13 protein-coding genes are annotated in these 13392 nt (G+C 53.4%); 4 read left to right on the top strand and 9 right to left on the bottom strand.

The window, feature by feature from the left end; genetic code table 11:
* Positions 1–47 precede the first annotated feature (47 nt).
* On the bottom strand, positions 48–1082 hold the full coding sequence (bamC, locus tag F4V72_RS15610; protein WP_053507827.1) for an outer membrane protein assembly factor BamC: 1035 nt from the start codon (positions 1080–1082) through the stop codon (positions 48–50).
* A gap of 16 nt (positions 1083–1098) precedes the next feature.
* Positions 1099–1977, bottom strand: a complete 879-nt coding sequence (gene dapA / locus F4V72_RS15605) for a 4-hydroxy-tetrahydrodipicolinate synthase (RefSeq protein WP_000494016.1) — start codon at positions 1975–1977, stop codon at positions 1099–1101.
* Between the two features lie 145 nt (positions 1978–2122).
* On the opposite strand from dapA, the gene F4V72_RS15600 reads away from it, so the two are divergent.
* Complete coding sequence (locus tag F4V72_RS15600; protein WP_000189059.1) at positions 2123–2695, top strand: glycine cleavage system transcriptional repressor; 573 nt, start codon at positions 2123–2125, stop codon at positions 2693–2695.
* The gene (gene bcp / locus F4V72_RS15595; RefSeq protein ID WP_001068686.1) at positions 2695–3165 is read left to right on the top strand and encodes a thioredoxin-dependent thiol peroxidase; all 471 of its coding nucleotides are present in this window, start codon (positions 2695–2697) and stop codon (positions 3163–3165) included. The genes F4V72_RS15600 and bcp overlap by 1 nt, the downstream gene beginning before the upstream one ends.
* Before the next feature lie 46 nt (positions 3166–3211).
* Here the strand turns inward: bcp and F4V72_RS15590 are convergent, their stop codons facing one another.
* The 4 genes from F4V72_RS15590 to F4V72_RS15575 form a co-directional block, all read right to left on the bottom strand.
* On the bottom strand, positions 3212–4351 hold the full coding sequence (locus tag F4V72_RS15590) for a glycerate kinase (protein ID WP_150342471.1): 1140 nt from the start codon (positions 4349–4351) through the stop codon (positions 3212–3214).
* A gap of 5 nt (positions 4352–4356) precedes the next feature.
* Positions 4357–5625: a GntP family permease gene (locus F4V72_RS15585; protein ID WP_136058145.1), complete on the bottom strand. Its 1269-nt coding sequence runs from the start codon at positions 5623–5625 to the stop codon at positions 4357–4359.
* A gap of 67 nt (positions 5626–5692) precedes the next feature.
* Complete coding sequence (locus F4V72_RS15580; RefSeq protein ID WP_136058144.1) at positions 5693–6880, bottom strand: sugar diacid recognition domain-containing protein; 1188 nt, start codon at positions 6878–6880, stop codon at positions 5693–5695.
* A 275-nt stretch (positions 6881–7155) separates the two neighbouring features.
* The gene (locus F4V72_RS15575; RefSeq protein ID WP_000892060.1) at positions 7156–8223 is read right to left on the bottom strand and encodes an AI-2E family transporter; all 1068 of its coding nucleotides are present in this window, start codon (positions 8221–8223) and stop codon (positions 7156–7158) included.
* Positions 8224–8430: 207 nt separating this feature from the next.
* Between F4V72_RS15575 and bepA the strand changes: the two genes are divergently transcribed.
* Both bepA and arsC read left to right on the top strand, forming a co-directional pair.
* Positions 8431–9894 carry a beta-barrel assembly-enhancing protease gene (bepA, locus tag F4V72_RS15570; protein ID WP_023245952.1) on the top strand — a complete coding sequence of 488 codons (1464 nt, stop codon included), beginning with the start codon at positions 8431–8433 and terminating at the stop codon, positions 9892–9894.
* Between the two features lie 39 nt (positions 9895–9933).
* Positions 9934–10293 (top strand): arsenate reductase (glutaredoxin), encoded by a 360-nt coding sequence (arsC, locus tag F4V72_RS15565; RefSeq protein ID WP_023245953.1) that lies wholly within the window; start codon positions 9934–9936, stop codon positions 10291–10293.
* 26 nt (positions 10294–10319) lie between these two features.
* On the opposite strand, the gene F4V72_RS15560 is transcribed toward arsC, so the two are convergent.
* From F4V72_RS15560 to upp, 3 genes are all read right to left on the bottom strand, one after another.
* Positions 10320–11021, bottom strand: coding sequence for a DnaA inactivator Hda (locus F4V72_RS15560; protein WP_061835882.1), 702 nt, complete (start codon positions 11019–11021; stop codon positions 10320–10322).
* 94 nt (positions 11022–11115) lie between these two features.
* On the bottom strand, positions 11116–12405 hold the full coding sequence (gene uraA, locus F4V72_RS15555; RefSeq protein WP_023245954.1) for a uracil permease: 1290 nt from the start codon (positions 12403–12405) through the stop codon (positions 11116–11118).
* Between the two features lie 87 nt (positions 12406–12492).
* Complete coding sequence (upp, locus tag F4V72_RS15550) at positions 12493–13119, bottom strand: uracil phosphoribosyltransferase (protein WP_000706208.1); 627 nt, start codon at positions 13117–13119, stop codon at positions 12493–12495.
* Positions 13120–13392: the final 273 nt, after the last annotated feature.

Raw genomic sequence — 13392 nt, 5'->3', positions numbered from 1 at the left:
GCGTATCTTATCAGAAAAAAGGGCCGGATTGCTCCAGCCCTGTTAAATTACTTGTTGAATGCCGCCTGGAAGACGGCAACCAACGCATCATTCTGGCTTTGCGTCAGGGTATGCCCCTTAGGATCGATAAACTGCAAGCTGCTGCGGTTATCTAAATCGCCGACCTGCAATTTATAGTCTCCGGACACCAGGCCCGGATCGCTTGCGCCCAGATCCCGCCACTCGCTGTCAGACAACGGTTTGTATGTTACCGCCATACTGCCCTGTGAGCGAGTACTGTCGGTGACTTTCATACCCGCTTTTTCCAGCGCGGCCGGAAGACGCTGCCATACCACGTTGAATGGACCGCGAACGACCAACATAGGTAAACCGGTATCATCAGCGGCGCTCTGCACATCCATCGTTGCGGCGGAACGGCTCTGCGCGGAATTTGCCGCATCCGTAGCGGTCTTATCCAGACCGGCGGAAATGACGTTCATCATTTCAGTGCTGTAGCGCTGCAGCGACGCCGCATCGGCGACCGGCTTGCCAGCCTGTTCCAGATTAACCAGTTTTACCGTTACCGCCTGCTGATAGCCCTGCGGCTTCACCGAGATTTGATAACGTCCGCGATACTGTTCGTCTTCATCCAGGCGGTTCCAGTTCACCCAATCGGTCGTCAGGGTCTGGCTGGCATCGTCACGTTTTTCAATCGGATAATTTTTCGCTTGAATCACGCTGACGACTTGCGGCCACAGCGTGCTGCTACGACCATTCTCCACCAATAGCGTAGCGGTATCGCCAGAGAACTGGGTACGCGCGCCACTCACCAACGCTAACGGCTGCGCCGGCGGACGGATATCCAACGCCTTACCAACCGCGCCGCTCCCCTTTGTGACCGGAATAACATAGTCGCCGGTCGTTATCGGCAGAATCATTCCTGCCGGGGCGTGAAGTTCAGCAAGCGGCGCGGCATCCAGATAGGATTCATCGCCGCTTACCTGGCGCTTGTAGCGCGAATCGGAACTACAGGCAGCGAGCAGCAAAACAAGCGAAACACCCGCAACCTTCGCCAGGCGCGACTTTTGTACTGAGTAAGCCATCAAATCTCCCTAAACTTTACAGCAGGCCAGCATGCTGAAGCGCTGCTTTGACGATATCACGACCATTGTCCGTGATAGGCGTCATTGGCAGGCGCAGCGTGTCGGTCGCCACAAGACCCAATGCCTTACATGCCCATTTCACCGGGATAGGATTGGGTTCGACAAATAGTTTGTTGTGTAACGGCATCAGACGCTGATTGATAGCGCGCGCCTCGGCAAATTGCCCTTCCGCCGCCAGTTTGCACATGTCAGCCATATCGCGCGCGGCTACGTTAGCCGTAACGGAAATCACGCCATGACCACCCAATTGCATAAAATCCAGCGCAGACGCGTCATCGCCGCTAAGCAGAATAAAATCGTCTGAAACCAGCTCTTTGATCTGATGAACGCGGGTTAAGTTCCCTGTCGCCTCTTTGATAGCGATAATATTTTTTATTTCCGCCAGACGACCCACGGTTTCCGGCAGCATATCGCAGCCGGTACGGGACGGCACATTATACAAAATTTGCGGCAAGTCAGTGTGTTCCGCGATGGCTTTGAAATGCTGGAACAAACCTTCCTGCGTGGGGCGATTGTAGTACGGCGTCACCGTCAGGCAGCCAACAACGCCGCTGTCGTTAAAACGCTGCGTCAGGCTAATCGCTTCCGCGGTCGCGTTTGCGCCCGTGCCGGCGATAACCGGAATACGTCCGTCAGCCAGTTCCAGCGTCATCATCACGACATCGCCATGTTCATCATGGCTTAGCGTGGCGGACTCGCCGGTGGTGCCAACCGAAACAATCGCCGAGGTACCGTTGGCGACATGATAATCAATGAGTTTTTTCAGGCAAGGCCTACTGACGTTACCTTTCTCATCCATCGGCGTAACAAGCGCGACAATACTTCCCGTGAACATGGGCCATCCTCTGTGCAAACAAGTGCCCCAATGGTACGTTTGGTATGGCAATAAAAGCAAGCGACCAGAGCCGTTCTGATTGTTGTATGCAGGTTTTTTTTATGCTTTCCTTAAGATTACCTCACCGCTCAAAGGAATAACTGGTTTGACACCGTCATCACAACACTATTTGGTTATCACTGCGCTGGGCGCCGACAGGCCCGGCATTGTGAATACCATTACTCGCCATGTCAGTAGTTGCGGCTGTAATATTGAAGACAGCCGACTGGCGATGCTGGGCGATGAATTCACGTTTATTATGCTGTTGTCCGGCACGTGGAATGCGATTACCCTGATTGAATCGACATTGCCGTTAAAAGGCGCAGAACTGGATCTGCTGATTGTGATGAAACGGACATCCGACCGCCCCCGCCCGGCAATGCCCGCGACGGTATGGGTTCAGGTTGAGGTCGCCGACTCCCCGCATTTAATTGAGCGATTCACCGCGCTGTTTGATAGTCATGAAATGAATATTGCGGAGCTGGTCTCCCGCACACAGCCAGCCGAAGGCGATAAAGCCGCGCAATTATTTATTCAAATCACTGCACATAGTCCGGCGTCGCAAAATTCCGCAAATATTGAGCAAGCCTTTAAGGCACTATGTACAGAACTCAATGCGCAAGGCAGTATAAACGTCGTCAATTACTCACAACATGATGAACAGGATGGAGTTAAGTAATGAATCCACTGAAAGCCGGTGATATCGCACCGAAATTTAGCTTGCCGGATCAAGACGGGGAACAAGTAAATTTGACCGACTTCCAGGGACAGCGCGTTCTGGTTTATTTCTACCCAAAAGCCATGACACCCGGCTGTACCGTGCAGGCCTGCGGCTTACGCGATAACATGGACGAGCTCAAAAAAGCAGGCGTGGACGTGCTGGGCATCAGCACCGATAAACCTGAAAAACTCTCCCGTTTCGCTGAAAAAGAGCTGCTGAACTTTACCCTTTTGTCCGATGAAAACCATCAGGTGTGTGAACAATTCGGCGTCTGGGGCGAAAAGTCGTTTATGGGCAAAACGTATGACGGCATTCACCGCATCAGCTTTTTGATTGACGCTGACGGTAAGATTGAGCACGTCTTTAATGATTTTAAAACCAGCAATCACCATGATGTGGTGCTGAACTGGCTGAAAGAAAACGCGTAAAAGCCTCAGGCCGCGCTGATGTGCGGCCTGGAAAGGGAATGCGCCGTCAGGCTTGCCGCGCCAGACGCCATATCGCCGCCACATTGCGCGCCGACAGGCTCAGGTTATATTCTGCCTCGTGTAAGGCTTCCGGCAGCGTAACGATATGTGACAAAATCGATAGTGCCGCATCGATACCCTGTTGATACACAACGTGATGATCGTGTTGCAGCCCACCGGCGAGCGCGATAACCGGTTTATAATACCGCTTAGCCACTCTGGCGACGCCAATCGGCGTCTTGCCGCAAATACTTTGGCTGTCCAGCCGCCCTTCTCCGGTAATCACCAGATCGGCATCTTTAACCGCCTGCTCAAGCTGTAGCGTTTCCACGACAATCTCTACGCCGGCGCGTAATTCCGCATTGAGCAATCCTAAAAGCGCGGCGCCCATTCCGCCTGCCGCACCCGCGCCGGGAGCGTTAATCACCTCACGTCCCGTCGCCTGATAAATATGTCGGCCCCAGTTTTCCAGCGCCGCGTCCAGAGTGTCCACCATTTCCGCTGTCGCCCCTTTTTGTGGGCCAAAGATGGCCGATGCGCCCTGGGGACCACACAGCGGATTGTTGACATCGCACGCCACGGTTATCGATACCTTACGCAGCAATGGGTGACAACCGGACAGATCGATAGAGGCCAGCGCCGCCAGCGCCTCGCCGCCCGGGGGCAGCGAGCGTCCCTGTTTATCACGTAATATAACGCCAAGCGCCTGCATCATCCCCGCGCCGCCGTCATTCGTCGCGCTGCCGCCAATCCCCAGAATAATACGCTTTACGCCACGCTCCAGCGCCGCGACGATTAATTCACCGGTGCCATAGCTGGTGGTATTAAGCGGGTTGCGCAATTCAGGCGAAACGTGATGCAGCCCGGATGCCGCCGCCATTTCAATCACGGCGGTATCGCTATCGCCCAACATTCCCCAACGCGCGGTCACCGGTTGCCCAAGCGGGCCCTGTACCCACTGGTCGACATAACGCCCGCCGCTGGCTTCCACCATCGATTGTACGGTTCCTTCCCCGCCATCCGCCATGGGCACTTTAATGTAGTCGGCGTCAGGATAAATTTCGCGGAACCCCTTTTCTATCGCCTCGGCAACCGCCATTGCGGACAAACTTTCTTTAAATGAATCAGGAGCAATAACAATTTTCATAGGGATTATCCTGCAAAACCGAAGAAGCCGAACATCAGAGTAGAAATAAAGGTAATGGTTAAACCCACCAGCGTTTCATACGGCATTAGCTTTAAACGTTCATGAATTTGCATATTGACGCTACCGCCCGTCGCGTGGAAAAAACTACCGTGCGGCAGATGGTCCAGCACTGTGGCACCTGCATGGATCATAGCGGCTCCCGCCAGGGCGGAAACGCCAAGTTCAAGTAACGTGGGAGAGAAAACGCCGGACGCCACCGCCGTTCCCGCTGTGGTTGAAGCCGTTGCCATTGACATCATGGTGCCAGACACGGGCGCCAGCAGCCAGGACGGCAATCCAGAAGCGGTGAGGCCATGAATCAGGACATCTTTAAGTTCGGAATTAGCGATAATTCCGGCCAGCGTGCCGGTTCCCAGCAACATAATAGCGACAGGTGCCATACGCATCAGACCGGCGACCATGTACTGGTTACAGTGGCGCGCACGTCCCATTAACAGCAGACCGACCAATCCCCCTACGGGCAGGGCAATTAACGGGTCAATGGAAATGCCGGCAAACGGACGGAGAGAAAGCAGGAAAATCGCGACCAGCGGCGCGCTAATCGCCACCAGAAAACCGGGTCTGGCGACGGAGTCATCATGGTCAGTCACTTCATGATCGGCGACGCCCACGCCTTTATTATTCAGCCGTTTCGCTAACAGATAGGCGATAATAAGCCCAACGATGCCCGGAACCACGCCCGCCAGCATAATAGAGGTAAGAGGAACATGAAACGCATCGGAGGCGGCAATGGCGTTCGGGTTAGGAGACATCACGTTACCCGCTTTGCCACCGCCGACCATCGCCAGCAGAATAGCGCTTTTTGACAGGCCCGCATTACGCGCAATCGACAGCGCAATCGGCGCGACGGTAATCACCGCCACATCAATAAATACGCCGACGGCGGTCAAACATAGCGTGGCAATGGCTAATGCCAATAATGCCCGGGTTTCCCCCACCTTGCGCACAACCGTCTCAGCAATCGTATTCGCCGCCCCGGACTCAATTAATACGCCAGCCAGTACGCCTGCGGCCAGAATACGTAATACGGCATTAACGATGCCCTGCGCGCCTGACACCATCAGCGAAACGGTTTGCAGAAGATCGGCACCGCCAATCAAACCGCCGACCAGCGCTCCCGCCATCATGCCGTAGGCTGGCGACACTTTCCTTAAAATTAATACGATGGCCACGACCAATGCAGCAATGGCTCCCAGGGTGGATATCGACGTCATATACTGCGCCTCCTTTAACATAGAGCGCGCAGTATGGAAAAGCCCGCCTAAAAATCCGCTGGAGCTTTCAACAGATTTCGATCCGACCAGGCGGCGGTAACTTGTCGGTCGATACAGATTCGGCCTGGAGTTCCATACCGATATAAAGCCAAAGCGTACTTTTTAACTCATTGATTTTTATGTGCGTAATATCTTCACAACGCTGTAAGCGATAGCGCAATGTATTCACATGAATATGCAATGCTTTGGCCGTTTGCGTCAGGTCACAATTATGTTCAAACCAGGTCCGCAGCGTCTGTTGCAATACGCCTTTCGCATCATGTTGTACCAGTTGCAGCCACAAACGCGATAACTCCTGCACTTGCCAACTTTCAGACAGCCCGCTTAGCAGCGCGGGAAGCGCATGGTCATGATAAAAAATGTACTGGCTGCGCAGCTTTTGTCTTTTCGCCATCACCTGCGTGGCTCTGGCAGTGAGCAAAGATCGGTGCAATCCCGTCTCGCCGGCAAAATAGCCCCCAACCAAAATACGGCTAAAGCCCGATGATGCAGCCCATGATTTAAAAATCTGCAATTCGCCCATTTCCTGGCGGGTATTCCACTTTCCCTCTTTTAACGTGATAGGCTTAATAATGATTAATTCATTAAATTCGGTAAACGTCACCAAATGGTTGCGCGCGTGATTCTCGAAATAATCCATTACATTGCGCAGCGCTTCGCGATCCGGCTGGGAAAGTTCAATAATCAGCACCACTCTGGGAACCGCCAGATCAATGCCCAGATAGGCCGCCATGGAACGCAACGATTCCGTCGAATTTTCTCGAAAAATCAATTGGTTGATTAGCTCTTCGCGATAGCGTTTATCCCACTGGCGCTGTTCGATCAGCACCATATGCTCGATCACCAGCTCCGCCGCCATTTTAACCAGCTCGGCATAAGCGCGAACCTGCTCCGGCTCACCGGTAATGCCTACCACGCCAATAAGCTGTTCATGAAAAGAGATGGGGAGATTAATGCCGGATCGCACGCCTTTGAGCTGATTGGCGGTAGCGGAATCAATTTCTACAATACGGTTTTCCTTCAGCGCCAGAATGGCCCCTTCGTGACGCTGGTGAAGGCGCGAAGGTTCGCCAGACGCGATAATGACGCCATGTTCATCCATGACGTTTACCGAGTAAGGAATAATTTTCATGGCTCGCTGTACAATTTGCCGCGCGGTATACCCTTTCAAGTAATGTTTTCTCAACACACTCATTCCCTGTTTCGTTATCGCTTTACATTAAAAAAGCCATTTCGCATCAATGATGTCACTTATTAACGAATTTCTCCGAAGAATGCTTAGGCTAAGTCACCAAATTTTGGCGGCTTTACAGCGAGAATTTTGTAGGTTCCAACAATAGAAATGCCGCAACACGGTGCGGCATTAAAAAAAGATCGGCTTTCTAAGCGCTTGTCCCCCATCGGGAATGCGCAAAATGGCGACAGGGCACTATGATGTCGTTCACGCTTTACGGCTTTCGTACAGACCGCTTAGGATGAGGTATCCGTCACCTGACCATCCGGCCAGGCATGGACGACTGCTTTAATCAGCGTCGCCAATGGAATGGCGAAAAATACCCCCCAGAATCCCCACAGACCGCCGAAAATCACCACCGACAGAATAATCACCAGCGGATGCAAATTCACCGCTTCGGAGAAAAGTACCGGTACCAACAGATTGCCATCCAGCGCCTGAATAATCAGATAAACGGCAAAGCAGCTCCAGAATTCCGTCCCCAGGCCAAACTGAAACAGCGCGACGCCCACCACCGGAATTGTCACCACAAAGGCGCCGATATAGGGGATCAGGACCGAAAAGCCCACCAGTACCGCCAGCAGTAGCGAATAGTTGAGGCCAAACAGCAAAAAGCCCAGCCAGGTCGCCACGCCCACCACCACCATCTCCAGCACTTTTCCGCGGATATAGTTGGTGATCTGCTGATTCATCTCATTCCACACCTGCCCCGCCAGCCCGCGATTACGCGGCAGCACGCGGCGCACAGCATTCAGCATCTGCTCTTTATCTTTTACCAGGAAAAAGACCATCAGCGGCACCAGAACCAGATATACCGCCAGCGTCAGTAGCCCGACCAACGAAGCCAACGAATACTTCACCACCGAATCGCCCATGTTAAGCATCCGGGTGCGCATGTTTTCCGCCATCGCATCAATAATGCCCGCATCCATCAGCGCCGGATAACGTCGCGGCAAGGTCGCGGCAAAATCGGACAGTTTATTCAGCATACCGGGCATATCACGAATCAGGTAAATACCCTGCTGCCAGGCAATCGGCATCACCACAAACGCCATTAATAACAGAATGCCGACAAAGAGGATAAGGACAATGGAGGTTGCCCAGCGTCGGGAACAGCCAATCGCCTGTAGGCGTGCCGTTGGCCACTCCAGCAGGTAGGCCAGTACGATAGCGACCAACAGCGGCGCTAACAGGCCACTAAAGAAAAAGAGGATGCTAAAACCAGCCACCAGAATGACCAGCAAGGCAATCGCCTCCGGGTCGCTGAAGCGACGGCGATACCATTGCATTAACATTTCGAGCATAAAACCCTTCCCAGAACTCAACTGCGGGATTGTGATGCCGAATTGTATCGAAATGTCACAAAAAAGACTTCGCTTTTTATCGTTGATTCAGGAAACTAAAACAGTGCGTCTGTGCTCATCACAGTTACACTTATGAAGTGTCGGAGCGTGGAACGATATTTCACGAAGTTGGTCAAAGGGCTATCTCAAAATAACAGGATAGAGGTTATGTTCAGGCAGTTGAAAAAAAACCTGGTGGCAACCCTCATTGCAGCATTGGCTCTCGGTCAGGTCGCGCCCGCATTTGCCGACCCTGCCGACACGCTGCCCGATATGGGAACCTCGGCAGGAAGCACGCTTTCTATTGGACAAGAGATGCAAATGGGCGACTTTTATGTGCGCCAGCTACGCGGCAGCGCGCCGTTAATCAACGATCCGCTGCTGGTGCAATACATTAACGCTCTCGGAATGCGCCTGGTCTCACACGCCGACTCCGTCAAAACGCCCTTCCATTTTTTCTTGATCAATAATGACGAAATCAACGCCTTCGCGTTCTTTGGCGGCAATGTGGTGCTGCACTCGGCGCTTTTTCGCTATGCGGATAACGAAAGCCAGCTAGCCTCAGTCATGGCGCATGAAATCTCCCACGTTACGCAGCGCCACCTGGCGCGCGCGATGGAAGATCAAAAGCGCAGCGCGCCGCTCACCTGGGTGGGCGCGCTCGGTTCTATTTTGCTGGCAATGGCCAGCCCACAAGCCGGTATGGCGGCACTAACCGGTACTCTGGCGGGAACGCGCCAGGGGATGATAAGCTTCACCCAGCAAAATGAGCAAGAAGCCGACCGTATTGGTATTCAGGTACTGCAACGCGCCGGATTTGACCCACAGGCGATGCCCTCTTTCCTCGAAAAACTGCTCGACCAGGCGCGTTACTCCACGCGCCCGCCTGAAATTTTGCTCACTCACCCCTTACCGGAAAGCCGCCTTGCGGATGCCCGCAACCGCGCAAACCAGATGCGCCCGGTCGTGGTACAATCTTCCGCCGACTTCTATCTCGCCAAAGCGCGTACCCTGGGAATGTATAATTCCGGACGTAACCAGCTCACCAGCGACCTGTTGGATCAGTGGTCTAAAGGCAACGTGCGTCAGCAACATGCGGCACAATATGGCCGGGCGTTGCAGGCGATGGAGGCGAGCAAGTACGATGAAGCGCGCAAAACGTTACAGCCGCTATTAAGCGCGGAACCGAACAATGCCTGGTATCTTGACCTCGCCACCGATATTGACCTGGGGCAGAAAAGAGCCAGCGACGCGATTAATCGCCTGAAAAATGCCCGCGATCTGCGCGTTAATCCGGTGCTGCAGTTAAACCTCGCCAATGCATACCTCCAGGGAGGCCAGCCGAAAGCGGCGGAAACCATTCTGAATCGCTATACCTTTAGCCATAAAGATGATGGCAACGGCTGGGATCTGCTTGCTCAGGCCGAAGCCGCGCTGAACAACCGCGATCAGGAGCTGGCGGCGCGCGCCGAAGGTTATGCGCTGGCGGGACAACTGGATCAGGCAATTTCACTGCTCAGTAGCGCCAGCTCCCAGGCGAAACTGGGTAGCCAGCAACAGGCGCGTTACGATGCGCGTATCGACCAGTTGCGCCAGTTACAGGAACGCTTCAAGCCATACACGAAAATGTAATCGCCATTTATTAGCCGGATGGCGTCACAAGGAGAACTCATGACCGACACGATTAAAATCTACCATAACCCGCGCTGCTCGAAGAGCCGCGACACGCTGAATCTGCTGAAATCTAACGGCGTGGAACCGGAAGTGGTGCTTTATCTGGATACGCCCGCCGATGCCGCCACCGTGCGTGAACTGCTGCGTATGTTGGGCATGTCCAGCGCGCGCGAACTGATGCGCCAGAAAGAAGACCTTTATAAAACGCTTCACCTGGCGGATAGCCAGCTTAGCGAAGAGGCGTTAATTCAGGCGCTGGTTGAACACCCTATACTGATGGAGCGCCCCATTGTGGTGGCGAATGGTCAGGCGCGTATTGGTCGGCCGCCTGAGCAGGTACTGGACATCCTCGGTTAACCGCTGAACGCCGCCGTCGCGGCGTATTACAGTTTCAGAATCTCTTTGACAAACGGGATCGTCAGTTTTCGCTGGGCAGTGATCGACGCATGATCGAGCTGATCCAGCGTCATAAACAGCGTGCGCATTTCGCGATCGAGCCGTTTAAGCAAAAACCGTCCGACATCTTCCGGCAGTTCAAACCCCCGTAGCCGGGCGCGCAACTGTAGCGCCTGAAGTTTATCTTCATCCGAAAGAGGCTGGAGTTTATAGATTTGCCCCCAGTCCAGGCGGGAAGCGAGATCGGGCAAGCCCAGATTTAACTGTCTTGGCGGACGATCGCCGGTGATCAATAACCGCGTCTTACCGGACTCCAGAATACGGTTATAGAGATCAAAGATCGCCATCTCCCACAGTTCATCGCCAGCGACGCACTCAATGTTATCAATACACACCAGCGAGAGGTGTTCCATACCGTCGAGCACTTCCGGCACGAACCAGGTGCGTTTATCGAGCGGGACGTAGCCTACCGCATCTCCACGCTGCGACAATTCCGCGCAGGCGGCATGCAACAAATGGCTGCGGCCCGCACCTTCACGCGCCCAAAGGTAGATATATCCACTATGTTCCTGACGCAACACGTTTTGTAACGCGGCCAGTAGAGAGGCGTTATCCCCCGGCCAGAAACTTGCGAAAGTTTCGTCGTCAGGAAGATAAAGTGGCAAAGAGAGCTGTGCCGGTGTGTTCAGAGATACCTCAACCCAGGATTGCATAAAATCGTGCTGAGTTTACCACATAATTCTCTTGAGATAGAACCAGGCAGCATCGCTGCCCGGCAACCCGTTACCGATGCGGCGGCTCCACATCATTTGCCTCCAGCACCACTTCTTCCGGACGCAACAGGCTAATCAGTTTAAAAATCAGGCTAAGGCCAATCCCGACGATGGTCGCCAGCGCCATCCCTTTCAATTCTGCCGCGCCGATAGCCACTTTCGCGCCGCTCACGCCGATGATCAAAATTACCGAGGTGAGGATCAGGTTTTGCGCTTTGTTATAATCGACTTTCGATTCGATCAATACGCGAATCCCCGACGCGCCGATAACGCCGTACAGCAGCAGCGAGACGCCGCCCATCACTGGTAACGGGATAATCTGAATCGCCGCCGCCAGTTTGCCGACGCAGGAAAGCAGAATGGCGAAAATCGCCGCGCCGCCAATAACCCAGGTACTGTAAACGCGAGTTATCGCCATGACGCCAATATTTTCACCATAGGTGGTATTCGGCGTGGAGCCGAAGAAGCCGGAGACGATCGTCGACAGTCCATTGGCGAACATCGAGCGGTGCAAACCGGGATCGCGTACCAGATCTTTTTTGACGATATTCGCCGTTACCACCAGATGACCGACATGCTCGGCAATCACTACCAACGCCGCAGGCAGAATCGTCAGGATCGCGAACCATTCAAAACGCGGCGTATAGAAGGTCGGCAGCGCAAACCAGTGCGCCTGGGCAATCGGCGTGGTATCGACCACCCCCAGCGCGAACGACAGCGCATAGCCCACCAGCACGCCAATCAAAATAGGAATGATCGCCAGGAAACCACGAAACAGTACGGAGCCGAACACCGTCACCGCCAGCGTGACCATGGAGATAATAATCGTTTTTGTGTCCGGCGATTGCCCTTGCGCAGGGAGCAATCCGGCCATCCCCGCCGCGACGCCTGCCAGCTCCAGACCGATAACAGCAACGATTGCGCCCATTGCCGCAGGCGGGAACATCACATCCAGCCAGCCTGTGCCCGCTTTTTTAACGATGAAAGAGACCAGGCAGAATAATACGCCGCACATAATAAAACCGCCCAGCGCCACTTCATAACCCAGCGGCAACAGCAGTAATACCGGCGAAATAAAGGCAAAGCTCGATCCCAGGTAGGCAGGGATTTTACCTTTGCAGATAAAGAGATACAGCAACGTTCCGATACCGTTAAACAGCAGAACCGTCGCGGGGTTGATATGAAACAGAACTGGCACCAGCACGGTCGCGCCAAACATGGCGAAAAGGTGCTGCAAACTAAGCGGGATTGTTTGTAAAAGCGGCGGTCTTTCACTCACCCCGATAGCACGGCGCGTCATAGTGTTTTCCTCTGAGTGTGTTTGTTATGAGTTGTTTTATTCAAAAAAAAGCCGACTCTTAAAGTCGGCTTTTCATCATTTATTCACTTATTTAGTACCAAAAATCTTATCGCCGGCATCGCCAAGCCCTGGAATAATGTATCCGTGCTCGTTAAGCCCCTGATCGATAGAAGCGGTGTACAGTTCAACGTCCGGGTGCGCTTTTTCCAGCGCCGCAATGCCTTCCGGCGCGGCGACCAGCACCAGCACCTTAATGCTGCTACAGCCTGCTTTTTTCAGCAGGTCGATGGTCGCGATGACAGAACCGCCAGTCGCCAGCATCGGGTCGACGATCAGCGCCATGCGCTCATCAATGTTCGATACCAGTTTCTGGAAATAAGGTACTGGCTCAAGCGTCTCTTCGTTACGGTACATCCCGACTACGCTGATACGCGCGCTCGGTACGTTTTCCAGAACGCCTTCCATCATGCCCAGACCCGCACGTAGAATCGGCACAACGGTAATTTTTTTACCTTTGATCTGGTCAATTTCCACCGGGCCATTCCAGCCTTCGATGGTGACTTTTTCCGTTTCCAGGTCGGCTGTCGCTTCATACGTCAGCAGGCTGCCTACTTCTGAGGCGAGTTCACGAAAGCGTTTAGTGCTAATGTCGTTTTCACGCATCAGACCCAGCTTGTGTTTGACGAGTGGGTGTTTGACTTCCACGATCTTCATACTCTTCTCCTATCCTCAGATGACTGGCAACCACAAAAAAAATCGCCGGATTATACCGCTTTTCCTCTCTGGCGCAACACAATGTATGCTTGACCTGGATCAACCAAAAGCGCTGATCGCGGAAAAGCGAGTATAAATCACTCACGTTGAAACCAGCGCCTACCGCCATCAACCTATTGAATTTTAACAGGTGATAATCTTTCTCGTCCATATATCGTAAACCAAGTGCCGGATATCCTTTTCTTTTTTACCAACAGGGAAAATTTTCAAGCA

It is taken from the genome of Salmonella enterica subsp. diarizonae (assembly GCF_008692785.1).
GTDB lineage: Bacteria > Pseudomonadota > Gammaproteobacteria > Enterobacterales > Enterobacteriaceae > Salmonella > Salmonella diarizonae.
This window is presented reverse-complemented; position numbering and strand designations above follow the sequence as displayed.

Coding starts and splice junctions, on each gene's coding strand:
- bamC (WP_053507827.1), bottom strand. CDS start 1,082: ATGGCTTACTCAGTACAAAAGTCGCGCCTGGCGAAGGTTGCGGGTGTT.
- dapA (WP_000494016.1), bottom strand. CDS start 1,977: ATGTTCACGGGAAGTATTGTCGCGCTTGTTACGCCGATGGATGAGAAA.
- bcp (WP_001068686.1), top strand. CDS start 2,695: ATGAATCCACTGAAAGCCGGTGATATCGCACCGAAATTTAGCTTGCCG.
- F4V72_RS15590 (WP_150342471.1), bottom strand. CDS start 4,351: ATGAAAATTGTTATTGCTCCTGATTCATTTAAAGAAAGTTTGTCCGCA.
- F4V72_RS15585 (WP_136058145.1), bottom strand. CDS start 5,625: ATGACGTCGATATCCACCCTGGGAGCCATTGCTGCATTGGTCGTGGCC.
- F4V72_RS15580 (WP_136058144.1), bottom strand. CDS start 6,880: ATGAGTGTGTTGAGAAAACATTACTTGAAAGGGTATACCGCGCGGCAA.
- F4V72_RS15575 (WP_000892060.1), bottom strand. CDS start 8,223: ATGCTCGAAATGTTAATGCAATGGTATCGCCGTCGCTTCAGCGACCCG.
- bepA (WP_023245952.1), top strand. CDS start 8,431: ATGTTCAGGCAGTTGAAAAAAAACCTGGTGGCAACCCTCATTGCAGCA.
- arsC (WP_023245953.1), top strand. CDS start 9,934: ATGACCGACACGATTAAAATCTACCATAACCCGCGCTGCTCGAAGAGC.
- uraA (WP_023245954.1), bottom strand. CDS start 12,405: ATGACGCGCCGTGCTATCGGGGTGAGTGAAAGACCGCCGCTTTTACAA.
- upp (WP_000706208.1), bottom strand. CDS start 13,119: ATGAAGATCGTGGAAGTCAAACACCCACTCGTCAAACACAAGCTGGGT.